Origin of the sequence: Ruegeria atlantica (assembly GCF_947495585.1) — a bacterium.
Lineage (GTDB): Bacteria > Pseudomonadota > Alphaproteobacteria > Rhodobacterales > Rhodobacteraceae > Ruegeria > Ruegeria atlantica_G.
Genome location: NZ_CANLZK010000001.1, coordinates 557,912 through 584,640, shown reverse-complemented (window position 1 = coordinate 584,640; position 26,729 = coordinate 557,912). Strand labels below are relative to the sequence as shown.

Sequence of the window (26,729 nt, the reverse complement as noted above, 5' to 3'; positions counted from 1 at the left end):
CGTAAGCTCAAGTCACGCTGGGGCAAGAACGCCAGACAATGCGCGGAACAATGCCGTTCCGTCCGTACCGCCATGGCCGTCGTCTGCCGCACGTTCAGGGTGTGGCATCATTCCCAGCACCCGGCGGTTTTCAGACAGGATACCGGCAATATCCCCGACCGAGCCGTTCGGATTCTCGGTATAGGTGAACGCGACCCGATCCTGATCCTGCAGTTTGGCCAGTGTGGCGTCATCCGCAAAATAGTTACCATCATGGTGCGCGATTGGAATACCGATCACATCGCCTGCATTGTAACCTTCGGTGAAGGCGCTGTCGCTGGTTTCCACCTTCAGGCCGACTGTGCGGCAAATGTATTTCAGACCGGCATTGCGCAGCAAAGCGCCCGGCAGTATGCCGGTTTCAGTCAGGATCTGGAACCCGTTGCACACACCAACCGCATAACCACCGCGTTCGGTGTGATTAACCACGGCCTTGCATATCGGTGACTGCGCGGCGATGGCGCCGCAGCGCAGGTAATCGCCGTAGGAAAAGCCGCCCGGAACACCGACGATATCCACGCCTTCGGGCAGCGCGGCGTCCTTGTGCCAGACCATATCGACCTGAAAACCCGCCTGTTCGAAAGCGACGGCAAGATCCCGGTCACAGTTCGAGCCTGGGAATACGATGACAGCTGCGCGCATAGCGGGGCCTCCGGGGATAAGGTTTAGACCAGTTCGACTTCGTAGCGTTCGATGACCGTGTTGGCCAACAGCTTTTCGCACATCTCGGTGATGTCTGCCTCGGTCGCGCCATCGGCCAGTTCAAGGTCGATCACCTTGCCCTGCCGCACACCTTCGACCTGATCAAAGCCCATGGCACCCAATGCGTGACGCACCGCCTCACCCTGCGGGTCGAGGACCCCGTTCTTGAGCATCACATGCACACGTGCTTTCATTCTCGCAACTCCAGCTGAGGACCGATGTTGTCGGCCCGTTCCGTTGCGCGGGGGATAACGTGCTGAAAGGCGTTCGACAACCCTTCTTGAAGTGGGCAGATGACCGCACTTACACCCGCTACCCGCCACCTCCGGAATTCAAACCGGGATAGTGCGCGTCGATTGCATTGAATGTGCCTGTCAAAACCATCTCGATTGCCACCGCCACCAATATGAGGGCCATGACCCGGGTGATGACATTAATCATCGTCATACCCAATAGGCGCGAGATCGGATCGGCGAACAACAAGCCTAAGCCAACGATCAAACAGGCGATCACGATTGCCGTTCCAAGGGTTACTACTTCGGCACCATCGCTAAGCGTATGAGAGTAAACGATTGTTATCGCAAGAGTGCCAGGCCCGATAGTCAACGGAATAGCAAGCGGTACAACGGCGATGTTTTCTTTTTTCCTATGCCCATCCTCTACAGCTTGCTGATCCCCTTGCGGCCTGTCCGACGCGTTCAGCATCGACATACCAATTCCGAAGATGATTAGCCCCCCGGCAATACGGAACGAAGGTATGTCGATCCCGAACACAGCCAGGATCTCTTCTCCGATCACAACCGCTATCAGACCGACTATAATCACCGTCCCTGTCACGATAAACGCTACCCGCCGACGTTCGGGGGCCGAATATCCTTTTGTCATGCTAAGAAAAATCGGGATTCCGTAGAGCGGGTTGAAAATAGCCAGAAGGGCTGCAAGGAATTTTAGAAAAACTGCCTGATCAAACAATTCGGCCATGTATAGCGCCACCCTCGTTTTCGAATTTGCCCGACAATGCCGGACAACCGGTAACCCTGTCAAACCGCCAGATACAAAGAAAAAAGCACCGCTTTGGGTAAAGCGATGCTTTTAACAATATGCGGTTCGCCTGTGTGATCAGTTGATCAGCGTAGGCTTAGCGACGTTACTTTTCGGCAAAACGCCCAGCCGGCGTGCGACTTCGGAATAGGCGTCCGTCAGACTGCCCAGATCGCGGCGGAATACGTCTTTGTCCAGTTTTTGACCGGTTTCGATATCCCACAGACGGCAACTGTCGGGGCTGATTTCATCGGCCACGATCAAACGCTGGAAATCCCCGTCATAAACACGGCCAATCTCGATCTTGAAATCGACCAGACGAATGCCGACAGCCAACATCATGCCGCTCATAAAGTCATTGACGCGCAGCGCGAGGCTCAGGATATCGTCCATGTCCTGTTGGCTGGCCCAGCCAAAAGCGGCGATATGTTCCTCGGTGACCAGCGGATCACCCAATGCGTCGTCTTTGTAGCAATACTCGACAATCGGGCGCGGCAGTTGCGTCCCTTCGGCAATGCCCAAACGTTTCGACATTGTTCCCGCGGCATAGTTGCGCACGATGATTTCAAGCGGAACAATCTCGCAATTGCGCACCAATTGCTCACGCATGTTCAGGCGACGGATGAAATGGGTCGGAACGCCAATCTGGTTGAGGCCAGTCATGAAGAACTCGCTCAGGCGGTTGTTCAACACGCCCTTACCGTCAATGACGTCCTTCTTCTCCGCATTGAACGCGGTGGCATCATCCTTGAAATACTGCACAATGGTGCCGGGTTCCGGGCCTTCATACAGAATTTTGGCCTTACCTTCGTAGATCTTTTTGCGACGCGCCATGAGCGACCTTTCCAGTCCGGGGCGAGGGAATGAGTCCCTTCGCGTTGGCGCCCTCATAGTCCAAGCCCCACTTTCCCGCAAGTTCAGCGGACCGAGAGGCTTTGACACAGCGCAATTCCCTTGCACAGGCGCTCAGCTATAGTCATATCATCAATTAAGAAGATGTAAGCTATGAGGTCCGCAACCAATGACCACTTTTGACGAACGCGAAAACGCTTTTGAAGCAAAATTCGCTCATGACGAAGAAATGCAGTTCAAAGCACAGGCGCGCTGCAACAGATTGCTGGGCCTCTGGGCCGCAGAAAAGATGGGCAAGTCCGGCGAGGACGCCGAAGCCTATGCCAAAACCGTAGTAATCGCCGATTTCGAAGAGGCCGGGCACGAAGATGTCGTGCGCAAGGTTTCCGGTGATTTGGGCGCGCTGTCGTCCGATGAGGAAATCCGCGCAAAAATGGCCGAGCTTTTGCCCCAAGCCAAAGCGCAGGTCCTGAGCGAAACCGAATAAAAACACTCGGCTCATGATCTTCATGAGTTTTATGAATTTGATTTGATGCCCCGGTCATGAGACACGGGGCGTCTCTATTTTTAACGGCCCTATTCGGCTATTTGGGAATACCCCCATGACAAATGCGCTCAATAAACTTCTGGAAACAAATGATGCTTTGCTGGCCGATGGTGCCACAGGCACGAACTTGTTCAATATGGGCCTGCAATCAGGTGACGCGCCCGAGCTGTGGAATGTCGAAGCACCGGATAAAATCCGCGCTTTGTACCAAGGTTCGGTTGATGCCGGCAGCGACTTGTTTCTGACCAACACCTTCGGCGGCACATCCGCGCGCCTGAAACTGCACGACGCCCAGAACCGGGTTGGTGAGTTGAACCGGATCGGTGCCGAACTGGGCCGTGAAGTGGCGGACAAATCCGGACGCACCGTTGTTGTCGCAGGCTCGGTTGGCCCCACCGGTGAGATCATGGAACCGATTGGCAGCCTGTCCCATGCCGGCGCTGTTGAGATGTTTCACGAGCAAGCCGAAGCGCTGAAAGAAGGTGGCGCGGACGTTCTATGGGTCGAAACCATCAGCGCACCAGAGGAATTCAGAGCGGCGGCGGAAGCTTTTGCGCTGGCCGACATGCCCTGGTGTGGCACCATGAGCTTTGATACTGCCGGACGTACCATGATGGGTGTGACCTCTGCTGATCTGGCCCAACTGGTCGAAACCCTGCCCAATCCGCCGATTGCATTCGGTGCCAACTGCGGCACCGGTGCGTCGGACATCCTGCGTACTGTGCTTGGATTTGCGGCGCAGGGAACAGAACGTCCGGTGATTTCCAAAGGCAACGCGGGCATTCCAAAATATGTCGATGGCCACATCCACTATGACGGCACACCTGAATTGATGGGGCAGTACGCCGCGATGGCACGGGATGCGGGTGCCACGATCATCGGCGGGTGCTGTGGCACCATGCCAGATCACTTGCGCAAAATGCGCGAGGCACTGGATACAAGCAGCCGCGGCACGCGCCCGACACTGGATCAGATTACGGATGCTTTGGGCCCGTTCTCATCAGCTTCGGACGGTACCGGAGACGATGCGGCAGTGCCTGAACGGCGCAATCGCCGCCGGCGTCGCGCTTAAATTGTTCAACGCCCCTCGAATTTCGGGGGGCGTTTTTCCATGAAGGCCACGACGCCTTCGGCAAAGTCGCGTGAACGACCGCAATCACCCTGCAAATGCGCCTCCATCTCCAGTTGCTGCGGCAGAGTGTTGTCATAGGTTCCGCGGATCGCCTGTTTGATCGCGCCAAACGCGGTAGTCGGACCGTTGGCCAGATAAGCGGCCCGCTTGCGCCAATGCGCGTCGAAATCGTCGTCAGCCACCGCTTCCCAGATCATGCCCCATTCATCCGCTTGTCTGGCGCTGATCTTGTCGGCGAACAAAGCCGCCCCCATGGCTTTGGCGAACCCCATCTGTCGTGGCAGAAACCATGTGCCGCCTGCATCCGGCATCAGACCGATACGGGAAAAAGCCTGCAGGAAATACGCGCTTTCAGTCGCAATCACCACATCGGCGCTGAGAGCAATGTTTGCCCCGGCCCCGGCTGCTGGTCCGTTGACCGCGGCGATGGTTGGCACCGGACAGTTGTAGATGGATTCCAACATCGGATCGTATTCGTCGCGTAGCGTACGTTCCAGATCAATCCGGCCCGTGCTGGAAGAATCGCCCAGATCCTGACCCGAGCAGAAGGCACCCCCTGCCCCCGTCAGCACGATGGCCCGCGTATGCCGGGCCGCATGTGTCATCGCATGGGTGACCTCGGCCCGCATCTGTGCGGTCAGCGCGTTCATCTTGTCTGGTCGGTTCAGAGTTACCACTGCCAGATTGTCAGTGATTTCCAGCAGTATAGCCTCATAATCCATGTAGTCCTCTCCCCATGCTCACGGCATTAGGGAACCCTGACTCAATTCAAGACGAAGGGAAAGAAATACGGTGGGTCAGTCGTCAAGAATCTGGCGCAGGCGTTCTTTCTCAGCTTCGCTGAGGCCGTCCTTGACTTCAGTGCCCACCGCCTGAGATCGGTTGCGTAAAAAACTCCAGCCTATCACGGCGGCGATCAACAGCATGATCGGACCGGCAAGCCAAAGCATCAGGTTCGCCCCCGTAACCGTCGGCTTTAACAGAACGTATTCACCGTAACGATCCACGATAAAATCGACCGCTTCCTCATCCGTATCGCCCGCGACCAGCCGTTCGCGCAGCAGCAGGCGCAGGTCGCGAGCAAGTTCGGCATTGCTTTCGTCGATGCTTTCATTGCGGCAGACAAGGCAGCGCAGGCCGGTGCTCAGGTCACGCGCGCGTTGCTCCAGGACCGGATCCTCCAGTACCTCGTCTGGCTGCACCGCAAACAAGGGCGATGCAATCAGGGCGAAAATCAGGATCAGACGCTTCATTCCGCCGGTACTCCACCCGTGGGTGCTTTGCGCGCACCCGCCGCCACCCGGAACCTGCGGTCCGTCAAGCTCAGAAGCCCGCCCAGTGCCATCAGGATACATCCGCCCCAGATCCAGTTGGCCAGAGGTTTGATATAGGTCCGCATGACCCAGCCACCATCGGCTTGCTGGTCCCCTATCACGACATAGAGGTCACCCCAAAAGCGATAGTCGATTGCCGCCTCGGTAGTAGGCATCCGGGCAACGGGATAATTGCGTTTCTCGGGATGCAGCGTGCCCATGGACCGCCCGTTCTTTTCAACCTGAACATCCGCAGTGGTTGAGAAATAGTTCGGTCCCTTAACTTCGCGGACGTTTCCAAGCGTCAGTGTGAACTGCCCAACTTCAAACGGCTGACCGGGCTGCGCAACGCGGATATCTTCAACCTCCCACGCGGTCAGACCGGCAATGGCAAAGATGGTCACGCCTAGCCCGGTATGAGCCACCGCTTTACCCCAGTCCGCGCCCGGCAAACGGAACAAACGTTGGATGCTGCCTTTGCGACCGGTGCGGCTCCACAAGTCCACAGCCGCACCTAAAGTGATCCAGGCCCCAAGAAACAGTCCGATTGGCCCAAGGGCGCTGCGTCCGGTCTGCATAACCCAGACCAACAGGGCCAACGCGACCGACAAGATGAACACATAGCGCAGGGAATATGCCGTCTTGCCCAATTTGCCCCGTTTCCATGGCAACATGGACCCTATCGGCAAAGCAATTCCCAAGGCCACCATGAAGGGCGTGAAGGCGGCATTGAAGAATGGCGCCCCGACCGAGAGCTTACGGTCAAACGCCATCTCGGCCACCATCGGCCACATCGTTCCGAAAAACACCACGAAACAGCTGACGGCCAGCAGAATGTTGTTTAGAATCAAAGCGCTTTCTCGGCTGACCACGCTGAACACACCCTTTGCCTCCATCGCTTGCGCGCGGGCCGCGAACAGGGTCAGTGCCCCACCGATGAAGAGCACCAGAATGATCAGGATAAAGACGCCGCGTTCCGGGTCATTTGCAAAGGCATGCACAGATGTCAGCAAGCCCGACCGCACGATGAATGTCCCGATCAGCGAAAAGCCAAATGCGATGATGGCCAACAGGATGGTCCAGCTTTTCAACGCTTCGCGTTTTTCAACTACGATGGCGGAATGCAACAAGGCAGCGGCCAAAAGCCATGGCATGAACGAGGCGTTTTCCACCGGGTCCCAGAACCAGAAGCCCCCCCAACCCAGTTCGTAATAGGCCCACCATGATCCCAGAGCGATGCCAATGGTCAGGAATATCCACGCGGCGAGGGTCCACGGACGCACCCAGCGGCCCCATGCGGCATCAACGCGCCCTTCGATCAGGGCCGCCACAGCAAAACTGAATGCCATGCTAAGCCCCACATAACCCAGATAAAGGAACGGCGGATGGAAGGCCAAGCCGGGATCCTGCAACAACGGGTTCAGGTCGCGACCGTCAAACGGGGCGACGATCAGCCGATCAAAGGGGTTCGAGGTAAACAGGATGAACGCAAAAAACGCCACCGCAATCATCGATTGAACCGACAGAACCCGCGCTTTCAATGTCGGTGGCAAGCCGCCCCCAAAAAAGGCAGCCATTGCTCCGAACAACGACACGATAAGAACCCACAACAGCATCGAGCCCTCGTGATTTCCCCATGTCCCGCTGATCTTGTACAGCATCGGCTTGGCCGAATGGCTGTTCTCGACGACCACACGCAAGGAAAAGTCCGAAGTCACGAACGCCCAGACCAAGGCTCCGAACGAGAATGAAACCAGCAAGAACTGGACGATTGCGGCGGGTTCCGCGACCCCCATCCAGCCGACCCAGCGTTTGGCTGCGCCGATCAAGGGAACGATCGACTGCACGATTGCGACGAGGAAGGCGAGGATCAGGGCGAAATGGCCAAGTTCTGTAATCATGCCCCGGATATAATCCTGTTGCGTGACAAGCACCAATCACTTTCGCCCTCTTGCCGCGAACATAGTGTCGCGGGTCAGCCGGTCCTTTTACGCCGCCATTTCTCTAACGCTGGGTTTTCGTCGGATTTTATTGTTTCTGCTGTCAGTGCCGCGTCCGGGTCGGCATTGGCCACACCCACGCTGTCGCTACGCATCGCCGCCAGCGCCTTTATGTTCCCAAGTACCTGCGGAGTGCGCATCATTGTGGCCGAAATCTCACGTTGCAATTCTTGCTCTTTAGCCTGATGACGCGCGCCAAAATAGAAGGATACGATCACCCCCAGCAACCACCACAACGGCTCGGGCACCAAGGCGATCCCCTGCATACGCGCCGAAAACCAGATCGGATCGACCATGGCCGCCACGAAAAGACCAAGCGTTCCCAGTGCCATCGCAGGTCTCGGCAGGCGGTTAAGACCGTCGATAACGCTATCAAACGGAGCTTTTCCAGCGCCATGGAATTCCGCCCCGAACTGACTGACGGCTTGCTGTCGAACCTGCAAACCCCTCTCGGCGCCGCTTTCGGCATTTTCCCGAAAGACTTCGACGGTTTCACGTATGATGTTGCGCTCGTTTCCAAACAGAAAACCCAAAATACCCGAGATCAATCCCATCGTGAAACCCTCATTTGAAACTCTGCATCCGTTAGGTGGTAGGGCGGCGAAACAAACTCTTCCGCCCGCCGGATCCAGCCCCCTTTACCGCCCGCCCTGCTACGCGCGTATTTTCGGGACGCGGGCCTTCGATCCGCGAGACGGAAGTAATAGTTGCGGCGCGCGACCCCATAGGCATCTGCGAACGTTACCGGGTCGGACTTGGCCGCGCTTTGGCATGCCCGAGCTGTCTGTGGACCGACAACACCGTCAACGGCTACGTCGAATCCCATTTCGCGCAACAATCGCTGCAGAATGCGGACTGCCTGCGAACCTGCATTGACGTACATGTCAAACACCGAGGGTTGAACCATCTTGGGCAACAGACTCAGGCGCGGAAGCTCAAAATAATGCCGGACGAAAATGTCGGTGGCCTGTGCTTTGCTGAGCCTTCGCACATCCGTTCGGTCCACCACTCCATCACCGGACAAATCCAGACCCAGACGCCGCATGGCATGAACCGTCACACCATAGTTTGTTGCGCCGCCCGGATCATCCGGGTCATCTACGAACCCGCCCTCTCGCCCCACGATCTCAGTCGCAATTTGCTGAACCGTCTGCATCGCACCCTCCGCCTGTGATTGCGAAAAGGCTCGGGCAAATTAGTTAACCCGTGGCAATTAAAAAGGGCGCTGAGTGTCATGTGCACGCAACGCCCTTGTTTTCAAACTAGAATTCGGTCCTGAATCAGCCTCCGTCGACCTCCTTATAGACACCCTGTTCCTTCAAGGCGTCTACGACCTCTTTCGGCATGTAGGTTTCATCGTGTTTGGCAAGAATTTCAGTGGCTTCGAAAACGCCATTTACGTAAGATCCAGTGCCGATCATTCCCTGATTTTCTGTGAACAGGTCCGGCAGAACGCCGGTAAAAGCTACGGGAACACTATCGCCACCATCGGTCACGACGAAGCGTACCGTCTTGCCCTGCCCCCGCACGATCGAGCCTTCTTCGACCAGCCCGCCAATCCGAAATACTTCGGTCGGCTTGGGGGGCTCGGCGATCACCTGGCTGGGTGAACGGAAGAAATTGATGCCGTCCCGCATGGCATACCCAATCAACGCCGTCGAAAGCGCCAAAGCGACAGCTGCCAGCACAATAACCTGAATTCGACGACGTTTCTTGAGCGTTTTCATACCGTCCTCACGGGAACAAGGGGGCCATCATCAGGCCCCGGGTTTCATCCTCACCTAACATCAGGTTGGCGTTCTGCAAGGCTTGCCCGCTGCTACCTTTTGTCAGGTTATCCAGCGCGCCGATCACGATGGCACGGCGTTCGATCCGGTCTGCCACCACACCGATATGGCAGAAGTTCGATCCCCGCACGTGGTGGGTCGAGGGTGCCTCGCCAAAGGGCAGCATCTGGATAAAGGGTTCGTCTACGTAAGCCTTTGCCAGCGCCTCATAAACGCTGCTCGGATCACCCTTGACATAAGTCGTTGCCAGAATACCCCGGTTGGCCGGGATCAGGTGTGGTGTGAATTGCACATGAACGGTCCGCCCGGCCAGAGCCGAGAATTCCTGATCAAACTCACCCAGATGGCGGTGCGTGCCGCCAATCGCATAGGCGTTGTAGCCTTCGCTAAGCTCTGCATGCAGCAGGTTTTCCTTCAGCGACCGCCCTGCCCCGGACACAGCGCATTTCAGATCCAACACAATATCGTCCAAATCAATGACGCCGGCAGAAATCAGCGGGCGCAGCACGTACTGACCAGTTGCCGCATTGCAGCCGGTTCCGGCCACAAGGCGCGCATTGCGGATCTCATCCCGATAGAACTCGGTCAGGCCATAGACCGCCTCTTCCTGCTGCTCCATTGCCACATGCGGGTTTCCGTACCACTTTTCGTACTCTTCGGGGTCGCGCAGCCTGAAATCCGCAGACAGATCGACGATCTTCAGGTTCTTGGGCAGGTCCCGAATGACCTCTTGGCTGGTTTTATGCGGCAAAGCGCAGAAACACAGGTCGACTTGCGAAAAGTCGATTTCGGAAATTTTGCACAGATCCGGCAAGTCCATGTGCCGCAGATGCGGAAAGACCTGCGCCATCGACTGACCAGCCTTACGCTCGGCGGCCAGCGCGACGATGTCCATATTCGGGTGCTCGGCGATCAGCCGCACCAGTTCAGCGCCGGTATAACCAGATGCGCCCAAAATTGCGATTCTATGGGTCATGTGAGACCTCTTGTTTCAGTGTGTCACAGGATACGATCGCCGGTGTGACGGTCGTTGAACTACGGGATCAAACAGGCTGCGTCCTTGACCTAAGTCAGGCGGCCTCGAAGGTGATTTGTCGTCGGAGGAATTGCGTCGCCCTGTCACTGACAAACGCGGGCTTACCGGTGGTCAGAAAGCCACCGTCGCCGTCACCCTGCATTCTCGGGTGCCGTTGCAAGTAATCCGCCAGGCTTTCGGCGACCAAATCACCCTGACTGTACACCTGAACATCCGTCCCGAGGGCTCGCTGGAAGGTTTCGGCCATCAGCGGGTAATGGGTGCACCCAAGTATCGCCGCCTGCGGCTCGGGCATCTTGCGCTTCAGCGCATCCACATGTGACCGCACCAGCGCTTCGGCCAGGATCATGTCACCGTCTTCGATGGCGTCCACGACACCTCCACAGGCCTGCGCCTCGACATCGACACCGATGGCCCGAAACGCCAATTCCCGCTGAAAGGCCCGACTGGACACTGTGGCAGGCGTCGCGAACAGGGCCACGTGTTTGACGGCGACTTCCCGCGGCGGGCTGTTGTCACCCCACTGCCGTTCCGTCAGCGCTTCGATCAGCGGAACAAACACGCCAAGCACGCGCTTGCCTTCGGGCACCCCCTCTTCCTGCATCCGGCGTAACGCCGCAGCACTAGCAGTATTGCAGGCCAGAATCACCAGGTCACAGCCCCGGTTCCACAGATCGTTTACCGCCCTGCGTGTCAGGTCGTAAATGTTTTCAGCGTCCCGCACGCCGTAGGGCGCGTGTTCGCTGTCCGCGAAATACAGAAAATCCACGTCGGGCAGACGTTTCTGCGCGGCGTTCAGGACGGTCAAGCCGCCCAACCCGGAATCAAAGATGCCTACTGCCATTTGCCCCTTCAGGCGCGATGCCGTTCCTCAAATTCATAGCCATAGTCATAAGACTTCAGCGGCTTCGGGGACAGCTCATACGTGGCTTTGCGCAAGAAATCCATCATCTTGCGTTTGTCAGTGGATAACGGGTCCAAAACGTCGCGGGAAATCGGCTCTCCGATGACCACTTTAACCGGCGTATCGACGCGTTTCTTGAACTCTTTTATTAGCAATCCCATACGCAAAGTGTTGTGCAGATGGCTGGCAATCTGGAACAAGCGCGAGGTGTGTCCGTCAAAGAAAACCGGCACGACAGTCGCGTTGGATTTAGCCACCATTCTTGCGGTAAACCCGCGCCAGCCCGGATCCATCGGATGAGAGAACGGTTTTAAGCCAGTGCTGACCGTTCCACCCGGGAATATCCCAATGGCACCGCCATCACCAAGATAGTTCAGCGCGGTTTTGCGCGTTTCAATATTCTGCTTCATCGCCTCTTTCGTTTCTTCAAACGATATCGGCAAGACAATGTTGTCCAAGTCTTCAGCCTTGCGAAACACATGGTTTGCCAGAATGCGAAAATCGCCGCGCGTTTCGGACAAAATGTGACCCATCATCATTCCGTCCAAAATGCCATACGGGTGGTTGGCAATCAGGATCAGCGGCCCGGTTCGGGGGATGTTCGACAACGATCCGCCGACCACGTCCAGCGAAAGCCCGTACCTCTCAACCATGACCGACCAGAAATCACGCCCGTCGGCCACTTCTTTTTCATACCCGTCTGCACGCTTAATCAGGCGCATGCGACCCGTTGTATTCTCCATCAACTTAATGACCATACGCCCGCTTTTGGTTTCAGCGGAATAGGCATAAGAGATGTCACGAGCAACGTGGCGGCGCGAGGGCATTTCGAACTCCGATACTTGGCACCTGCTAGATAGTGCCAAGTAACAATTTTGCCTAGCTATCGTGACAGGCTTGTGACGGATTATTCAGCGGCGGCTTGCATTTCAGGACCGCCATTTCGAATGGTCGCCAACAGTTCTTCGCGCCTTTTTGCGGCCTTAGCCTCGTTTTCAAGTAGAACCGGGCCAAAGCCCTTAATCTCAAGCGGAAGCTTGGCCAAAGCGACAACCGCATCGTGAGTTTGTGGTGTAACCAAGGGCGCTATCTCTTTGAGATCGTGTTCATATTGCCGGATCAAGGCACGCTCCATCCGTCGCTCGGTGCTGTAGCCAAAGATGTCCAGAGGAGTACCACGCAGGCCTTTCAACCTGGAAAGCAGCTTCAACGGACCCAACATCCACTCTCCGAATGTCCGCTTGCGTGGCCGACCCTCTGCGTCTTTGCCACCCAAAATCGGTGGCGCAAGGTGCAGGGTCATTTTGAAGTCGCCGCCAAACTCGGCCGCAGCCTGTTCCCGACTACGCAGCAACAGACGCGCAACTTCGTATTCGTCCTTGTAGGACAACAGCTTATGATACCCTCTTGCGACGGCCTCTTTGACGGATTCATCCTCGAAGCTATCGACAAGCTTACGATAACGTTTTGCCAGACGGGCGCCTTGGTAGTCGGTCAGGTGCTGCGCACGGAAATCAATCAACTGATCCAGAGTTTTTGGCAGCTCAGTCACCTGAGGGCTCAAAATCGCGGTGACGTCCTGCGGATGCAGAACGGCCCAACGGCCGATATCAAAGGCGCGTTTGTTGCGCTCAACCGCGGTCCCGTTCAACTCGATCGCCTGTAACATCGCTTCATGGCTAATCGGTAATAGGCCACGTTGCCAGGCCGCTCCCAAGACCATCATGTTCGAATAGATCGAGTCGCCCATAACCGCGCGCGCCAGATCAGTGGCGTCAAATAGCGACAAACCCTCTTTCAGCCGCGCTTGCAGCGCAAGCTCTAGTCGATCGCCGGGGATCTGAAAGTTTGTGTCGCGGGTAAAGTCGCCCGTGACGGTTTCATGGCTGTTAACCACGGCACCGGTTTGCCCCGTGCGAGTCAAACCCAGAGTTTTGGCCCCAGCGGACACAACAAGGTCGCCTCCGATCAGTGCATGCGCCTCGCCCGTAGCCACACGAATGGCGCTGATATCCTCGGGTCGGTTGGCCAAACGGCAGTGGATGTGCACAGCGCCACCCTTTTGGGCCAGACCCGCCATCTCCATCATACCGGCGCCCTTGCCGTCGATCTGAGCCGCTTGCGCCATCACAGCACCCAGAGTGACCACTCCGGTCCCGCCAATACCGGTAATGACCACGTTATGTGTACCGTTGATCGTCGGCAGAACGGGCATCGGCAAGTCCGGTAAATCGATCTCGGTCGTGGCCTCTTTGCGGATCTTTGCCCCTTCCAACGTCACGAAAGACGGGCAAAACCCTTTCAGGCAAGAGAAATCCTTGTTGCAGCTGGACTGGTCGATAGCGCGCTTGCGTCCCAACTCGGTCTCTTTCGGAACAATCGAGACACAGTTCGATTGAACACCGCAATCACCGCATCCTTCGCAGATGTCCGAGTTGATGAACACGCGCTTGTCCGGGTCTGGGAAAGTGCCCCGTTTGCGACGACGACGCTTTTCTGCCGCACAGGTCTGAACATAGACGATGACCGATACACCTTCGATCTCGCGGAATTTCTTCTGCACGTTCATCAGTTCGGCGCGTTCAAAGGTTTCCACGCCAGACGGCATCGCCTTGAAGTTCACATCTTCTTTTTCGTCGTAGACCACCGCCACGTGCTGAACGCCCATGGCCTTGACCTCGGCCACGATCCGCTCTGCGCTCAGATCGCCTTCGTTGTCCTGCCCGCCCGTCATGGCGACGGCATCATTGAACAGGATTTTGAAGGTGATGTTGGTGCCTGCCGACAGCGCCGCCCGGATCGATTGAACGCCCGAGTGGTTGTATGTCCCGTCGCCCAGGTTCTGAAACACGTGATCGGTCGTCGAGAACGGCGCTTCGCCGATCCAGTTCGCACCCTCTCCACCCATCTGGGTGAACCCGGTGGTTTCCCGATCCATCCACTGCACCATGTAGTGACAGCCGATCCCCGCATAGGCCCGGCTGCCATCGGGCAGTTTGGTCGAACTGTTATGCGGGCAGCCTGAACAGAAATACGGCAAACGCGTTGCAATCTCTTCTGCATTATCCGCCCGGCGCGCCTCGGAAAGCTTGGCCATCCCGGCGCGCACCCCGTCTGTATCGCGCCCTTCCTCGATCAGGATATCGCCCAGTTTTTCGGCGATCATGATTGGGTCCAGTGCGCCGCGTGTCGGGAACAGTTCTTCACGATGCAAGGTCCCGGCCCCGCCCTTGTACCAGCCGTAGACGCGACGCCCGCGGCGGTCGTCAAAGATGGCTTCTTTGACCTGAACCTCGATCAGCTTTCGTTTTTCTTCAACGATTACAATCAGATCCAAACCCTCGGCCCAGTCATGGAAGCCTGCCATATCCAGCGGGAATGTCTGACCAATCTTGTAAGTCGTAATGCCCAGGCGCTCGGCCTCGGCCTCATCGATATTCAGCAGTGACATGGCGTGCGTCAGGTCCAGCCAGTTCTTGCCGGCCGCTACAAACCCGATTTTCGCACCCGGCTTGCCCCAGACACGCTTGTCCATCTTGTTCGCACGCGAGAACGTCTCGGCCGCGAAGCGCTTATAGTCGATGACCCGTGCTTCCTGAAGGTGCGGTGTATCACCCAACCGAATGTTCAAACCGCCTTCGGGCATGTCGAATTCGGGAACTACCACATTCATGCGATCCGGACTGCCATCCACAACCGAAGTAACCTCGATCGTGTCTTTCATCGTCTTCAGGCCGACCCAGACACCCGCAAACCGGCTGAGTGCGAACCCGTAGATGCCATAGTCCAGTATCTCCTGCACACCTGCTGGACTGACCACGGGCATATACATGTCGACCAACGACCATTCAGATTGATGCAAAACGGTCGAGCTTTCGCCGGTATGGTCATCGCCCATGGCCATCAGAACGCCGCCATGCTTGGCGGTCCCAGCCATGTTCGCGTGACGCATCACGTCGCCGGAACGATCCACGCCCGGCCCCTTGCCGTACCAAAGACCAAAGACTCCGTCGAACTTGCCGTCCCCGCGCAGGCCGGCCTGCTGGCTGCCCCACAGAGCTGTAGCTGCCAGATCTTCGTTCAGCCCGAACTGAAAGGTCACATCGCTTTCAGCCAGATGTTTCTGGGCTCGCATCATCTGTTGATCTACAGCCCCAAGGGGCGAGCCGCGGTATCCGGTCACAAGACCCGCAGTATTCAGACCTGCCTCATTGTCCCGTGCCTTCTGCATCAGCATAAGACGCACCAGCGCCTGTGTGCCGTTCAAAAGAACAGGGTTTTTCTCAAGATCGAACCGGTCGTTTAGCGATATTTGTGGCTGACTCATCAGACGCCTCCCCTCGTCAGATCAGTGTGCTTCATTCATACGCATTTTAGGTCAAAAAAGCTGACCTGTATAGGACCTACCAGTCTGTTATTGTAACGTTTCAACAGTTTGAATGTAGAACTTGTTACCTATTTCATATAGGGCTTCGGAAGGATAACGAAAGTTGCGGCGATGGATTGGGACAAGTTAAGGATATTTCACGCGGTTGCGGATGCGGGCAGCCTGACTCATGCGGGGGACAAGCTGAATCTGTCCCAATCCGCGGTCAGCCGGCAGATCCGCGCGCTTGAAGAGTCGCTTGATTCGACGCTTTTTCACCGCCACGCCCGCGGCCTGATTCTAACCGAACAGGGTGAGTTGCTGTTTGACGCAACTTCGGCCATGTCGAAACGTCTGGACGCCGCCGCTGCCCGCATTCGCGACAGCGAAGAAGAAGTGTTCGGAGTTCTGCGCGTCACCACCACGTTTGGCTTCGGTACACTGTGGCTGGCGCCGCGCCTCCCGAAACTATACGAGCAATACCCCGATCTGAACATCGACCTTATGCTGGAGGAGCGTGTTCTCGACCTGCCGATGCGCGAGGCTGATGTAGCCATCCGCATGAAAGAGCCCAGCCAGGCCGATCTGGTGCGAAAACGCCTGATGACCGTGCAGATGCAGCTTTATGCTACGCCGGAATACCTGGAAGAACGCGGCAGCCCGGAAAGTCCCGAAGACATCTCGAAACACAGGTTGATCTGCCAGACACCCTCGGCCCCGCAGGTCGGCGCAAGCGCGATGATGGTCCGGCACCTGATGACCTACAATCCGACCTCGCTGTTGACGGTGAACAACTATTTCGGTGTTTTGCAGGGTGTTTTGCACAACCTCGGCATCGGTGTGTTGCCGGATTACGTGACCCATGACTTTCCGCATCTGCAGTCGATCCTGTCGGATATCGAAACCGCCGATGTCCCGGTTTATCTCGCCTACCCCGAGGAACTGCGCCATTCCAAACGCGTCGCGGCGTTCCGCGACTTTGTTCAGGATGAGATCATTGCGCAGCGCAAGCAGTTGAAGCAGATGGGAAAACTGTAGCTATGCGCCAGTAGCATAGCGGCAATGATCTGCGATCAGTCTATAAAACCTTGATAGTACACAAACCGCCCCCTAAATGAGCAATCGAAGGCGGTGATGCTGTAACGCTCATCATCTTCACCTCCCTGTTGGACTACGGCCGAGCTTAGTGCTCGGCCTTTTTTTTGCCCGCAACACTAAATTCATATCTGAAATGGGTGAAACATCTGGGAAAATCCTGCACTTAAGCCTATGATCACGAAAAAATCATCAAGACTTATGGTCGAGGACAGATTCGATGTTTCACCTCACTCGCCTGTTAATGGCGTTCTTCTCCATTGCGCTATTATCTGGGCCAGCACTTGCCCAGGTCACTAGTACCTCTAGTGCACCGGCTACCGTCACAATTCCCGAGGATCTGACGCCCGAACAAGTCGATGACATGGTCGCACGTATGTCCGACGACCAGGTCCGCGCGATCTTGCTGGAGCGTCTGGACGCAGTTGCGGAAAAAAACGCCGCCGAAGCGGAAGAGCGCGAAGACCCAATCACGGAAATCAATGAGATCTGGGCCGAAATGGTGGCGTCGTGGACTCAGGTTATCGTCACGGTCCCGAACATCTTCAGTGCGCAAGCCGACGCTTTCAAGAACTTTTCGGCAACCTTTGGTACGACCGGCGCGTTTACCCTGCTGGGCCTGATCCTCAGTGTACTTGTCGTCGGCTTCCTCGCGGAAAAGCTGTTCGAATTCCTTACTCGCCGGTGGCACGAACATGCTGAAGTTGGGGATGAAAATGACCTTTGGGGCGCCGTCAGGTACCTGTTTCGCCGTTTTTGCCGCGAGATCGCAGGATTGGTCGTGTTCTATGTCGTCATCCGCGCGGTCGGGCGTGGGCTTCTGACTCCGGAACAAATCACCTACGCGGCACCCTTCGTTTTTTACCTGATCTGGATTCCGCGCTTGGGCGCAGCGGCCTCGCGGTTCGTACTTGCACCAAGCAAACCACACTACCGGCTGGTAAACATTGATGATCACTGGGCGAAATACCTACACCGCAACCTGATCGGCCTGCTTATTTTGGTCGGTTTCACGCTGTTCCTGCTTCATTTCAACAGGCTGAACGGCATTACTGGCGGCGAAACACGCATTGGTTTCTGGCTGAACGCAGCAATCCATATCTATATCGGCGTCATCGCCTGGACCGCGCGCGAAGGCCTGTCTCAGATGATGTTGGGTACCGACCCTGATCACTCCAAATTTGATGAGGAAGTCGCCCACTACTACCCCTACTTCGCAATCAGCGTGTCGGCGGTAATCTGGCTGCTGGTCGAGTTTATCGTAGCGCAACGCAATCCTTCGTCCTTGGCGCTGCTGGTCAAGGGGGCGCATTTCACCACCATGGCATGGCTGCTGATCGCACCTGCGTTGGATACGCTGATACGTGGGCTGGTTCGCCATCTGCAACCGCCGATGCTCGGCGAAGGACCGGTGGCCGAGCGCGCATACAAGTCCACTAAACGCAGCTATATCCGGATTGGTCGGGTTTTGGCCGGCATTCTTGTCATCCTGATGATTGCCCGGGCATGGGATCTCGACCTCAGTGAAATCGCGGGTGGTGGGGATGAATCCGGTAGCAAGGTCATCCAGTTCTTCATCATCATTGCTGTTGGCTACATCCTGAACGAGGTCGTTTCGCTTTGGATCAACCGTCGGCTTGCGAAAGAGCAAACTGCGGTTGAACAAAGTGCTGATCAAGAAGCGGGCGAAGGCGGCGGTTCTGGTGGATCACGTCTGGCGACGGTTCTGCCACTGCTGCGTGTGACCGCTCAGGTCGCGATTGCGGTTATATTTGTCCTGCTCGCGCTTGGCGCGCTGGGGTTGGATATCACGCCGCTGCTTGCTGGTGCCGGCATTCTTGGCCTGGCCATCGGCTTTGGTGCGCAAAAGCTTGTTTCGGACATTGTCGGCGGGATCTTCTTCCTGATCGACGATGCGTTCCGGGTTGGTGAATATGTCGATATCGGCGGCACCATGGGTACGGTCGAAAAGATCTCGATCCGCTCCATGCAACTGCGCCACCACCGCGGTCTGGTTCACACCATCCCCTATGGTGAGATTCAGAAGATCACCAACTTCAGCCGTGACTGGGTCATCATGAAGCTGAAATTCACCGTGCCCTTCGATACAGACCCGAACAAGGTGAAGAAGATCTTCAAGAAGATCGGTGCCGAGATGATGGAGGACGAGGTTCACAAGGACGGCTTCCTGCAGCCCTTCAAATCTCAGGGCGTGTTCGACTTTGACGATGTCGGCATGATCATCCGCGGCAAGTTCATGGCCAAACCGGGTAAGCAGTTCACCCTGCGCAAAGAGATCTTCAACCGGGTCAAGGCTGCCTTCAAGGAAAACGGCATCGACTTTGCCCGTCGCGAAGTTCGTGTCGCCATCCCGGGACTGGACGAAGCTGAAAACCTGACTGAAGAACAAAAAGCAGCAGTTGGCGCTGCGGCTGCGGATGCGTCAAGAAAGGCGCAGAACCCAGCTTAACGATAACGGATCATCCGCTGATACGTCAGCGGATGACACCCGCACGTTCCAAACAACAGACGGAACCGGCCCAATTGCCGGTTCCGTTTTTTACTTTCACAATTGGCCTGCGCTGACTTGACCCTTTCCACAGACGGCACCTTGCCCTAAAAGGCCCGCAATCCCGGCCAACCTGGACAAGGACAAACGATGCAAGAGCCCGCCATCACCCCGGATCTGATTGCCTCACACGGGCTGAAGCCCGACGAATATGATATGATCCTCGGGATCATCGGGCGCGAGCCGACTTTTACCGAACTCGGCATCTTTTCGGCCATGTGGAACGAACATTGTTCCTACAAATCGTCCAAGAAATGGCTGCGCACCCTGCCCACCTCTGGGCCTCAGGTGATCTGCGGGCCAGGTGAAAACGCCGGCGTTGTGGATATCGGCGACGGTCAGGCGGTGGTGTTCAAGATGGAAAGCCACAACCATCCCTCTTATATCGAACCCTATCAAGGTGCAGCCACAGGTGTTGGCGGCATTCTACGCGACGTCTTCACCATGGGTGCGCGCCCCATCGCATCGATGAACGCGCTGTCATTTGGCGAGCCCGGCCACCACAAGACCCGCCAGCTGGTCAACGGTGTGGTCGAAGGCATTGGCGGTTACGGCAACTGCTTTGGTGTCCCTTGCGTGGGTGGCGAAGTTCGGTTCCATCCCGCCTACAACGGCAACTGCCTTGTGAACGCCTTTGCTGCAGGTCTGGCTGACAGCGACAAGATTTTCTATTCGGCGGCCTCTGGCGTCGGCATGCCCGTTGTTTATCTGGGTGCAAAAACCGGACGTGACGGCGTTGGCGGCGCAACCATGGCCTCGGCCGAGTTTGACGACACCATCGAAGAAAAGCGCCCCACCGTTCAGGTCGGTGACCCGTTCACCGAAAAGCGCCTGATGGAGGCCACGCTTGAGCTGATGCAGACCGGTGCCGTGATTTCGATCCAAGATATGGGTGCAGCGGGTCTGACCTGTTCCGCCGTTGAAATGGGCGACAAGGGTGGTCTGGGTGTGCGTCTGGATCTGGAAAACGTTCCCCAGCGCGAAGAGGATATGACCGCCTACGAGATGATGCTGTCTGAGTCACAGGAACGGATGCTGATGGTCCTCAAGCCCGAGCTTGAGGCTGAGGCCCGCGCCGTCTTCGAAAAGTGGGACCTGGACTTCGCCATCGTCGGAGAAACCATCGCCGAAGACCGCTTTCTGATCCTTCACAACGGCGAAGTCAAAGCTGACCTGGTCCTGTCCAAGCTGTCCTCGACGGCGCCAGAATACGACCGCCCATGGGAAGCCACGCCAGAAGCCGAAGAACTGGCTGAAGTCCCGCAAATCGACCCGATCGACGGTCTGCGCGCCTTGCTCGCTTCGCCGAACTATGCAGGCAAACAGTGGGTTTATGAGCAGTACGACACCATGGTCATGGCCGACACCGCCCGCACGCCGGGTCTGGGTGCAGGCATGGTCCGCGTGCACGGCACTGACAAGGCACTTGCCTTCACCAGCGACGTAACCCCACGCTATGTCCGCGCCAACCCTGTTGAGGGCGGCAAGCAGGCTGTGGCCGAGGCCTACCGCAACCTGACCGCCGTTGGGGCCAACCCATTGGCGACCACCGACAACCTGAACTTCGGAAACCCTGAAAAGCCCGAGATCATGGGCCAGTTCGTCGGCGCGATCAAGGGCATCGGCGAAGCCGTAGCCGCGCTGGATATGCCCATCGTTTCGGGCAACGTCTCGTTGTATAACGAAACCGATGGTCAGGCGATCTTGCCGACCCCGACCATCGGCGCTGTTGGCCTGCTGACACACACGGACGAGATCATCGGTAATGAGGTTCGCGAGGGCCATGTTGCGCTGGTGATCGGCGAGACAAACGGCCATCTTGGTCAATCTGCGCTGCTGGCCGAAGTGTTCAACCGCGAAGACGGCGACGCGCCGCATGTCGATCTGGATGCTGAAAAGCGTAACGGCGAGTTCATCCGCGCCAACCGTGAGATGATCAAGGCCTGCACCGATCTGGGTGACGGTGGTCTGGCGCTGGCAGCCTTTGAGCTGGCGGAATCCGCAGGCGTCGGCGTTCACCTCGATGAAGCCACGACCGAGTTCCTGTTCGGCGAAGATCAGGCCCGTTATCTGGTTGCGTGCAACTTTGATCAGGCCGAGGCACTGATGATCGCTGCTGGCCAGGCAGGTGTCCCTCTGGTGTCCGTAGGTCGGTTCACTGGCGACAGCATTCGGGTTGGCAGCTCTGAGGCCGCGTTAGAGGATCTGGCTACCACGTTCCGCACCAGCTTTGCTGAGGCCGTCGCCTAACACCGAAGCAATCTTTGCAACATGAAACCTGCGCCTGTCCCGGCGCAGGTTTTGTTGTTTCAGGGCCTCTATCCTCCCCTTGCACGCCCCGTCTGGGCGCTCTACATCTTGAGAAAGACCTTCAGGAGAAACCTACATGCCGATGAGCGCCCACGAAATCGAAGCCCTACTGCGCGAAACCTTTCCGGATGCGGAAATTCAGGTTGGCGGCAGCGATGGCGTGCATATGTCCGCAATGGTCGTGGACGAAAGCTTTCGCGGGAAAAACCGGGTGCAACAGCAGCGCGCAGTCTATTCGGCCCTGAAGGGCAAGATGGACGGCGCGGACGGAGAGTTACACGCTCTGGCGCTGACCACGAAAGTGCCTGAGTGAGCACGGCTTTTTGGGCATATTCGCTTTGGGGCGCCGTGTTTGTCGGCATCGTCGGTATTTATGTCGTCGCCATCGTCAGGCGTAGCCGCTCCGCACGAAGACCCATCACGCGTGGACGCAAAGGGGCGACCCCCAGTCAGAATGCCAGCGTGGTCGCCTCAACGATGGACGGAGGCAGGGGGGGGCGCGGTGAGTGCGATAGTTGTTCCGCGTGATCCGCAGCAATACGCAAAGACAATGGCTCCCAAAAAATGAACGGCTGGCTCTTCTGGATAGGCATCATTGCAGCATTGATAGTTGCCGCGGCGCTTATCGAAGCCTATGTGAAGCGCAACAGAAAGCGTAAGCTGGCCGACATGCGCCCGGACCCGGACAAGATCAGCAAGGTCGGCGGCATTGAAAGATACGGGCTGGATCCGCTGGCCCTGGCACAGGCCGAGCATCGGCGACTAGAGGAAGAAGGATGGGTCCCCGACCCGTCACAGGATGAAACGACCGCCCCCGACGCGGGTGAAAAGGACAAGCAAGATGACCGACGTTAAGACTCAGATCGACGAAACCGTCAAAGCCAACGATGTGGTGCTCTACATGAAAGGCACCAAAGAGATGCCCCAATGTGGTTTCTCGTCCCGCGTGGCCGGCGTGCTGAACTACATGGGCGTTGAATATGCCGATGTGAATGTTCTGGCCAACGAAGACGTTCGTCAGGGCATCAAGGATTATTCTGACTGGCCGACCGTGCCACAGCTGTACGTCAAAGGTGAATTCGTCGGCGGATGCGACATCATCACCGAGATGACCCTGTCGGGCGAATTGGACACGCTGTTTGACGAAAACGGTGTCGAATTCAACAAAGAAGCGGCCGACAAAATTCGCGAAGCAAACGCCTGATCAGCGACTGCTGCAATTCTCCAGAACAACCTGCTCACTGGTGGCCCCACTGGCCGCCAGAAAGCTGACGGTCGCATCCCACCCTTTTGACCGAAGGATATACGACCCGGTCTCTCCTTTGGATTCATAGCGAATGCCTGATCCGCTGGGCACTTGCTGCAAGGCAACCAATTGGTTGTCCACCATCATTGCCGCAGCACCAGAGCCGTCGGACGCATTGAAATACGCAACCTGCAACTCAACGCCATTCTGGCAGGTGAAGGTAACCGGCAGGATATCCATGTCCGCCCAGGCCAAGCCGCCAGGTAGACCGAACAAACCGGCCAACGCTACCGTTTTAAACGCATTCATTTCGCCGTTTTCTCCTCAACCACCGAGGCCAAGGCCTCGGCGCGTGCGGCCAGTTCGGCCAGTGTGTCCGTGACCGAAGGCGGGACGACCGCCACTTCAATCCTTTCAGGCTCGGGCTCGGGACGGTTGCGAAGGCTTTGCAATTCGGCTTCAACCTCGGCCAGTTTGGCCTCTGCCCGTTTGAGCTTGTCATCTGTCGCGGCGGTCTTGTCGGCCAGCATCAGCCCGGCCATCAACAGCATGCGTGCTTCGGGCATCCGACCGATCTGATCAGACAAAACCTGCGCCTCGTCATCCAGCATTTTCGCGGCAGATTGCAGAAATGGCTCTTCACCGTCCTGGCACGAAACATCAAAACCACGGCCACCGATATGAATGGTCAATTCGGGCATTACTCTACCTCTCCCTCAGCCAGCTTTGCCTGCGACAGCAACGGTTCCAGCCGGGCTAGTACTGCCTGAGCTTCGGCAGCGTCCGTCGCCTGTGCAGCCTTCGTCGCCTCAAGCTCGGCCACGGTGGCGCGGTTCAACAGCTCGGCATCGGCCAGGCCGTCCTTGCTGGCCGCCCGCAACTCATCAACCGAGTTGCGCAGTTGTTCGTTCGCCTTGCGCATACGTTGAAGATCATCATCCAAGCGTGACATGGCCGCGCCGTGGCTGGCACGCTCGGCACGCAGCATCTCAAGTTCTGCGCTTAACTCCGCAACACGCTCGCTGTCGGCCAATTCGGACCGTAGCTTTTTGTTCTCATCTTCAAGCGACTGCGTTTTGCTCACAACCGCTTTAAGTTCATCGTTTTCTGTCTTGAGAACAACTAGTTCGTCCTGGTTTTCCAATGCAGCTTTGGCCTCTGCCAACTCGGCCCTGGCCGCTTCGACCGCCACCAATTTGGCAGTGGCCTCTGACAGCTGCTGACGCAACGCGCCGTTTTCAGGATCTTCGGCTGGCGTTGCTTTCAGCGCATCCATGTCGGCGCGCATCGCGTCGACTTCGTTTTCGTGCCGTTCCTTGAGGGATTTCAGCCGCTCTTCCAGCTGCGCATTGGCGACGCGCTCGTCTTCCAATGCCGTGTGCAAAGCGCTGTCATCACCGCCACTTGCAGGCGTCGCGTCACGCAGGGCGTCGACCCCGGTTCCGATCCTCTCCATCGCGGCAACGATACGGCGCTGTAATTCTTCGATCTGGCTCATGCCCCTGCCACCTCTTTACCAAGGTTCACTTTTTCGCGGCCCATCCGAATCAATACAGGCCGGGTATTGGCCTAGTCTAACCGAATGAAACGGAAAATACCCACTGTTTGCTTTCAATCACTTGGACAGCATTCTTGAACCACGAACGCGACGCAACCCCCGGTTCCACTTGCACTTTGGGGGGTGGATGGTATTGAGCGCCCCATCTGCCTGTAATCCAAAGGAACAACGCCCGTGGACCTGACTGCGCTGCGCAATGCCAATCCTGAACACTGGAACAAGGCTGCGGCAATCCGCACCCTGACCCTTGACGCCGTCGCCGCCGCCAATTCCGGCCATTCCGGTATGCCGATGGGCATGGCCGACGTTGCGACCGTGCTGTTTGAAAAGCACCTGAAATTCGACGCCTCGGCCCCGAACTGGCCTGATCGTGACCGGTTCATCCTGTCTGCTGGTCACGGTTCGATGTTGGTCTATTCTCTGTTGTATCTCACTGGTCATGCGGACGTGACGCTGGATGAGATCAAGAACTTCCGCCAGCTGGGTGCGAAAACTGCGGGTCACCCGGAAAACTTCCTGGTGAACGGTATCGAAACCACCACCGGACCATTGGGTCAGGGCATTTCCAACGCAGTTGGTTTCGCCATGGCCGAAGAAATTCAGCGCGCCCATTACGGTAAAAAGGTTGTCGACCACTATACTTACGTGATCGCGGGCGACGGCTGCCTGATGGAAGGCGTCAGCCAAGAGGCCATCACTCTGGCTGGCCGTCATGAGCTGAGCAAGCTGATCGTTTTCTGGGACAACAACAACATCACCATCGACGGCACCGTGGATATTGCTGATCGCACAGATCAGGTGCGCCGCTTCAAGGCCTCGGGCTGGAACGTGATTGAAATCGATGGCCATGATCCGATCGCGATTGATGCGGCCATTGTGCAAGCCAAATCGTCCAACAAACCATCCATGATCGCCTGCGAAAGCCACATCGCGCTGGGTCACGCCGCACAGGATACTTCCAAAGGTCACGGCGCATTGACCGACCAGGATCAGCTGAAAGCCGCCAAAGACGGCTATGGCTGGCCCCATGATGCCTTTGTGGTCCCTGCTGACGTCAAATCAGCTTGGGAGGCCATCGGTACCCGTGGCGCGGCTGAACGCGCCGAATGGGAAGAGCGTTTCGCGCAGATTTCCGAACGCAAACAGGCCGAATTCAACCGCGCCTATGCGTTTGATGCACCCAAGAAACTCGCCGGTGCCATCCGTTCGTTCAAAAAGCAGATGTCGGAAGATCAACCGAAACTCGCCACCCGCGCATCTTCGGAAAAGGTTCTGAACGTGGTGAACCCGATCATGACCGAGACCGTTGGCGGTTCCGCCGACCTGACCGGGTCGAACAACACCAAATCTGCGGATATGGGCGTGTTCCTGCCGGAAAACCGCAAGGGTCGCTATATCCACTACGGAATCCGCGAACACGGCATGGCCGCCGCGATGAACGGTATGGCGCTGCATGGCGGTATCCGCCCCTATGGCGGAACGTTCATGGCGTTCACTGACTATGCCCGCCCTTCGATGCGTTTGGCCGCCTTGATGAAGGTGCCTACGGTCTTCGTGATGACCCACGACTCGATTGGTCTGGGCGAAGACGGCCCGACCCACCAGCCGGTTGAGCATCTGGCCATCTCGCGCGCGACGCCGAACACTTATGTGTTCCGTCCCGCCGATGTGGTTGAGACGGCTGAGGCCTGGGAGTTGGCGCTGACGTTCAAGGACAGCCCTTCGGTTCTGTCGCTGACCCGTCAGGGCGTGCCGACGGTGCGTAAAGAACACAAGACCAAGAACCTGACCGCACAGGGCGCGTATGTTCTGGCCGACGCGGACAGCAAACGTCAGGCCATCCTGATCGCCACCGGGTCCGAAGTATCGCTGGCGATGGAAGCCAAAGCGATGCTTGAGGCTGAAGGCATTGGCACCCGCGTCGTCTCAATGCCCTCGATGGAGCTGTTCGCCGAGCAGGATGAAGCCTATCGAAAGCGCGTCCTGCCAGGTGGACCCGTCCGCGTTGGTATTGAGGCCGCCGTTCGCGCCGGTGGCTGGGATCGCTGGTTGCTGGGTGAACGTGGTCGCGAAGCCAAAGCCGGTTTCATCGGCATGTCCAGCTTCGGTGCGTCGGCCCCAGCCGGTGAACTGTACAAGCAGTTCGGCATCACCGCCGAGGCGACAGTGGCCAAGGTCAAGGAACTGCTGGGTCAATAAACGCTCGGCTCATCAGCCAGATACAAAAAGGGC

26 protein-coding genes are annotated in these 26,729 nt (G+C 57.2%); 9 read left to right on the top strand and 17 right to left on the bottom strand.

Annotation, left to right across the window (positions count from 1 at the left end; all coding sequences use genetic code 11):
- Window positions 1-12: 12 nt before the first annotated feature.
- From purQ to purC, 4 genes are all read right to left on the bottom strand, one after another.
- Window positions 13-681, bottom strand: a complete 669-nt coding sequence (gene purQ / locus QMP16_RS02840; protein ID WP_282151140.1) for a phosphoribosylformylglycinamidine synthase subunit PurQ — start codon at window positions 679-681, stop codon at window positions 13-15.
- Between the two features lie 23 nt (window positions 682-704).
- On the bottom strand, window positions 705-935 hold the full coding sequence (gene purS, locus QMP16_RS02835; protein WP_282151139.1) for a phosphoribosylformylglycinamidine synthase subunit PurS: 231 nt from the start codon (window positions 933-935) through the stop codon (window positions 705-707).
- A gap of 118 nt (window positions 936-1,053) precedes the next feature.
- Window positions 1,054-1,722: a MarC family protein gene (locus tag QMP16_RS02830; RefSeq protein WP_282151138.1), complete on the bottom strand. Its 669-nt coding sequence runs from the start codon at window positions 1,720-1,722 to the stop codon at window positions 1,054-1,056.
- 138 nt (window positions 1,723-1,860) lie between these two features.
- The gene (gene purC, locus QMP16_RS02825; protein ID WP_058271542.1) at window positions 1,861-2,616 is read right to left on the bottom strand and encodes a phosphoribosylaminoimidazolesuccinocarboxamide synthase; all 756 of its coding nucleotides are present in this window, start codon (window positions 2,614-2,616) and stop codon (window positions 1,861-1,863) included.
- A gap of 187 nt (window positions 2,617-2,803) precedes the next feature.
- Between purC and QMP16_RS02820 the strand changes: the two genes are divergently transcribed.
- A complete protein-coding gene (locus QMP16_RS02820) occupies window positions 2,804-3,121 on the top strand; it encodes a DUF1476 domain-containing protein (RefSeq protein ID WP_058277863.1) in 318 nt (105 codons plus the stop codon).
- Between the two features lie 115 nt (window positions 3,122-3,236).
- Complete coding sequence (gene bmt, locus QMP16_RS02815) at window positions 3,237-4,253, top strand: betaine--homocysteine S-methyltransferase (RefSeq protein ID WP_282151137.1); 1,017 nt, start codon at window positions 3,237-3,239, stop codon at window positions 4,251-4,253.
- Between the two features lie 5 nt (window positions 4,254-4,258).
- Here bmt and QMP16_RS02810 read toward each other — a convergent pair whose 3' ends face one another.
- From QMP16_RS02810 to QMP16_RS02765, 10 genes are all read right to left on the bottom strand, one after another.
- Window positions 4,259-5,035 carry an enoyl-CoA hydratase-related protein gene (locus QMP16_RS02810; RefSeq protein WP_282151136.1) on the bottom strand — a complete coding sequence of 259 codons (777 nt, stop codon included), beginning with the start codon at window positions 5,033-5,035 and terminating at the stop codon, window positions 4,259-4,261.
- Window positions 5,036-5,110: 75 nt separating this feature from the next.
- Window positions 5,111-5,566, bottom strand: coding sequence for a cytochrome c-type biogenesis protein (locus QMP16_RS02805; protein WP_058271538.1), 456 nt, complete (start codon window positions 5,564-5,566; stop codon window positions 5,111-5,113).
- Entirely contained in the window at window positions 5,563-7,527 is a 1,965-nt protein-coding gene (locus tag QMP16_RS02800; RefSeq protein WP_282151135.1) for a heme lyase CcmF/NrfE family subunit, read from the bottom strand. Before QMP16_RS02800 ends, QMP16_RS02805 begins: the two co-directional genes overlap by 4 nt.
- 74 nt (window positions 7,528-7,601) lie before the next feature.
- Complete coding sequence (locus QMP16_RS02795) at window positions 7,602-8,180, bottom strand: holin family protein (RefSeq protein WP_282151134.1); 579 nt, start codon at window positions 8,178-8,180, stop codon at window positions 7,602-7,604.
- Window positions 8,171-8,782, bottom strand: a complete 612-nt coding sequence (locus QMP16_RS02790; protein ID WP_282151133.1) for a holin-associated N-acetylmuramidase — start codon at window positions 8,780-8,782, stop codon at window positions 8,171-8,173. Before QMP16_RS02790 ends, QMP16_RS02795 begins: the two co-directional genes overlap by 10 nt.
- Before the next feature lie 124 nt (window positions 8,783-8,906).
- A complete protein-coding gene (gene ccmE, locus QMP16_RS02785; RefSeq protein ID WP_108858699.1) occupies window positions 8,907-9,353 on the bottom strand; it encodes a cytochrome c maturation protein CcmE in 447 nt (148 codons plus the stop codon).
- 7 nt (window positions 9,354-9,360) lie between these two features.
- Window positions 9,361-10,389 (bottom strand): N-acetyl-gamma-glutamyl-phosphate reductase, encoded by a 1,029-nt coding sequence (gene argC, locus QMP16_RS02780; RefSeq protein WP_282151132.1) that lies wholly within the window; start codon window positions 10,387-10,389, stop codon window positions 9,361-9,363.
- A 94-nt stretch (window positions 10,390-10,483) separates the two neighbouring features.
- Window positions 10,484-11,293, bottom strand: a complete 810-nt coding sequence (gene murI, locus QMP16_RS02775; protein WP_282151131.1) for a glutamate racemase — start codon at window positions 11,291-11,293, stop codon at window positions 10,484-10,486.
- Window positions 11,294-11,301: 8 nt separating this feature from the next.
- On the bottom strand, window positions 11,302-12,180 hold the full coding sequence (locus tag QMP16_RS02770; protein WP_282118510.1) for a lysophospholipid acyltransferase family protein: 879 nt from the start codon (window positions 12,178-12,180) through the stop codon (window positions 11,302-11,304).
- Window positions 12,181-12,260: 80 nt separating this feature from the next.
- Window positions 12,261-15,680: an indolepyruvate ferredoxin oxidoreductase family protein gene (locus QMP16_RS02765; RefSeq protein ID WP_282151130.1), complete on the bottom strand. Its 3,420-nt coding sequence runs from the start codon at window positions 15,678-15,680 to the stop codon at window positions 12,261-12,263.
- Between the two features lie 171 nt (window positions 15,681-15,851).
- On the opposite strand from QMP16_RS02765, the gene QMP16_RS02760 reads away from it, so the two are divergent.
- The 6 genes from QMP16_RS02760 (at window position 15,852) to grxD (ending at window position 22,897) form a co-directional block, all read left to right on the top strand.
- On the top strand, window positions 15,852-16,757 hold the full coding sequence (locus QMP16_RS02760) for a LysR family transcriptional regulator (RefSeq protein ID WP_058271530.1): 906 nt from the start codon (window positions 15,852-15,854) through the stop codon (window positions 16,755-16,757).
- A 277-nt stretch (window positions 16,758-17,034) separates the two neighbouring features.
- On the top strand, window positions 17,035-19,284 hold the full coding sequence (locus tag QMP16_RS02755) for a mechanosensitive ion channel family protein (RefSeq protein ID WP_282151129.1): 2,250 nt from the start codon (window positions 17,035-17,037) through the stop codon (window positions 19,282-19,284).
- Window positions 19,285-19,473: 189 nt separating this feature from the next.
- Window positions 19,474-21,633 carry a phosphoribosylformylglycinamidine synthase subunit PurL gene (purL, locus tag QMP16_RS02750; protein WP_282151128.1) on the top strand — a complete coding sequence of 720 codons (2,160 nt, stop codon included), beginning with the start codon at window positions 19,474-19,476 and terminating at the stop codon, window positions 21,631-21,633.
- 136 nt (window positions 21,634-21,769) lie between these two features.
- On the top strand, window positions 21,770-22,006 hold the full coding sequence (locus QMP16_RS02745) for a BolA/IbaG family iron-sulfur metabolism protein (protein ID WP_108858706.1): 237 nt from the start codon (window positions 21,770-21,772) through the stop codon (window positions 22,004-22,006).
- A gap of 251 nt (window positions 22,007-22,257) precedes the next feature.
- On the top strand, window positions 22,258-22,548 hold the full coding sequence (locus QMP16_RS02740) for a hypothetical protein (RefSeq protein WP_282151127.1): 291 nt from the start codon (window positions 22,258-22,260) through the stop codon (window positions 22,546-22,548).
- Entirely contained in the window at window positions 22,535-22,897 is a 363-nt protein-coding gene (gene grxD / locus QMP16_RS02735) for a Grx4 family monothiol glutaredoxin (protein WP_058277848.1), read from the top strand. The genes QMP16_RS02740 and grxD overlap by 14 nt, the downstream gene beginning before the upstream one ends.
- On the opposite strand, the gene QMP16_RS02730 is transcribed toward grxD, so the two are convergent.
- The 3 genes from QMP16_RS02730 to QMP16_RS02720 are packed head-to-tail and all read right to left on the bottom strand — an operon-like array spanning window position 22,898 to window position 24,437.
- Window positions 22,898-23,248, bottom strand: coding sequence for an MliC family protein (locus tag QMP16_RS02730; protein WP_282151126.1), 351 nt, complete (start codon window positions 23,246-23,248; stop codon window positions 22,898-22,900). It abuts the gene before it with no gap.
- Window positions 23,245-23,640: a cell division protein ZapA gene (locus tag QMP16_RS02725; RefSeq protein ID WP_282151125.1), complete on the bottom strand. Its 396-nt coding sequence runs from the start codon at window positions 23,638-23,640 to the stop codon at window positions 23,245-23,247. The genes QMP16_RS02730 and QMP16_RS02725 overlap by 4 nt, the downstream gene beginning before the upstream one ends.
- Complete coding sequence (locus QMP16_RS02720) at window positions 23,640-24,437, bottom strand: hypothetical protein (protein WP_282151124.1); 798 nt, start codon at window positions 24,435-24,437, stop codon at window positions 23,640-23,642. The genes QMP16_RS02725 and QMP16_RS02720 overlap by 1 nt, the downstream gene beginning before the upstream one ends.
- Window positions 24,438-24,671: 234 nt before the next feature.
- On the opposite strand from QMP16_RS02720, the gene tkt reads away from it, so the two are divergent.
- Window positions 24,672-26,696, top strand: a complete 2,025-nt coding sequence (gene tkt, locus QMP16_RS02715) for a transketolase (protein WP_282151123.1) — start codon at window positions 24,672-24,674, stop codon at window positions 26,694-26,696.
- The last annotated feature ends 33 nt before the right edge of the window (window positions 26,697-26,729 follow it).

Coding starts and splice junctions, on each gene's coding strand:
- QMP16_RS02740 (WP_282151127.1), top strand. CDS start 22,258: ATGAACGGCTGGCTCTTCTGGATAGGCATCATTGCAGCATTGATAGTT.
- QMP16_RS02810 (WP_282151136.1), bottom strand. CDS start 5,035: ATGGATTATGAGGCTATACTGCTGGAAATCACTGACAATCTGGCAGTG.
- QMP16_RS02745 (WP_108858706.1), top strand. CDS start 21,770: ATGCCGATGAGCGCCCACGAAATCGAAGCCCTACTGCGCGAAACCTTT.
- QMP16_RS02725 (WP_282151125.1), bottom strand. CDS start 23,640: ATGCCCGAATTGACCATTCATATCGGTGGCCGTGGTTTTGATGTTTCG.
- QMP16_RS02765 (WP_282151130.1), bottom strand. CDS start 15,680: ATGAGTCAGCCACAAATATCGCTAAACGACCGGTTCGATCTTGAGAAA.
- bmt (WP_282151137.1), top strand. CDS start 3,237: ATGACAAATGCGCTCAATAAACTTCTGGAAACAAATGATGCTTTGCTG.
- QMP16_RS02790 (WP_282151133.1), bottom strand. CDS start 8,782: ATGCAGACGGTTCAGCAAATTGCGACTGAGATCGTGGGGCGAGAGGGC.
- QMP16_RS02800 (WP_282151135.1), bottom strand. CDS start 7,527: ATGATTACAGAACTTGGCCATTTCGCCCTGATCCTCGCCTTCCTCGTC.
- purL (WP_282151128.1), top strand. CDS start 19,474: ATGCAAGAGCCCGCCATCACCCCGGATCTGATTGCCTCACACGGGCTG.
- argC (WP_282151132.1), bottom strand. CDS start 10,389: ATGACCCATAGAATCGCAATTTTGGGCGCATCTGGTTATACCGGCGCT.
- purQ (WP_282151140.1), bottom strand. CDS start 681: ATGCGCGCAGCTGTCATCGTATTCCCAGGCTCGAACTGTGACCGGGAT.
- QMP16_RS02795 (WP_282151134.1), bottom strand. CDS start 8,180: ATGGGATTGATCTCGGGTATTTTGGGTTTTCTGTTTGGAAACGAGCGC.
- grxD (WP_058277848.1), top strand. CDS start 22,535: ATGACCGACGTTAAGACTCAGATCGACGAAACCGTCAAAGCCAACGAT.
- QMP16_RS02755 (WP_282151129.1), top strand. CDS start 17,035: ATGTTTCACCTCACTCGCCTGTTAATGGCGTTCTTCTCCATTGCGCTA.
- murI (WP_282151131.1), bottom strand. CDS start 11,293: ATGGCAGTAGGCATCTTTGATTCCGGGTTGGGCGGCTTGACCGTCCTG.
- ccmE (WP_108858699.1), bottom strand. CDS start 9,353: ATGAAAACGCTCAAGAAACGTCGTCGAATTCAGGTTATTGTGCTGGCA.
- QMP16_RS02770 (WP_282118510.1), bottom strand. CDS start 12,180: ATGCCCTCGCGCCGCCACGTTGCTCGTGACATCTCTTATGCCTATTCC.
- QMP16_RS02730 (WP_282151126.1), bottom strand. CDS start 23,248: ATGAATGCGTTTAAAACGGTAGCGTTGGCCGGTTTGTTCGGTCTACCT.
- QMP16_RS02830 (WP_282151138.1), bottom strand. CDS start 1,722: ATGGCCGAATTGTTTGATCAGGCAGTTTTTCTAAAATTCCTTGCAGCC.
- purC (WP_058271542.1), bottom strand. CDS start 2,616: ATGGCGCGTCGCAAAAAGATCTACGAAGGTAAGGCCAAAATTCTGTAT.
- QMP16_RS02720 (WP_282151124.1), bottom strand. CDS start 24,437: ATGAGCCAGATCGAAGAATTACAGCGCCGTATCGTTGCCGCGATGGAG.
- purS (WP_282151139.1), bottom strand. CDS start 935: ATGAAAGCACGTGTGCATGTGATGCTCAAGAACGGGGTCCTCGACCCG.
- QMP16_RS02760 (WP_058271530.1), top strand. CDS start 15,852: ATGGATTGGGACAAGTTAAGGATATTTCACGCGGTTGCGGATGCGGGC.
- QMP16_RS02805 (WP_058271538.1), bottom strand. CDS start 5,566: ATGAAGCGTCTGATCCTGATTTTCGCCCTGATTGCATCGCCCTTGTTT.
- QMP16_RS02820 (WP_058277863.1), top strand. CDS start 2,804: ATGACCACTTTTGACGAACGCGAAAACGCTTTTGAAGCAAAATTCGCT.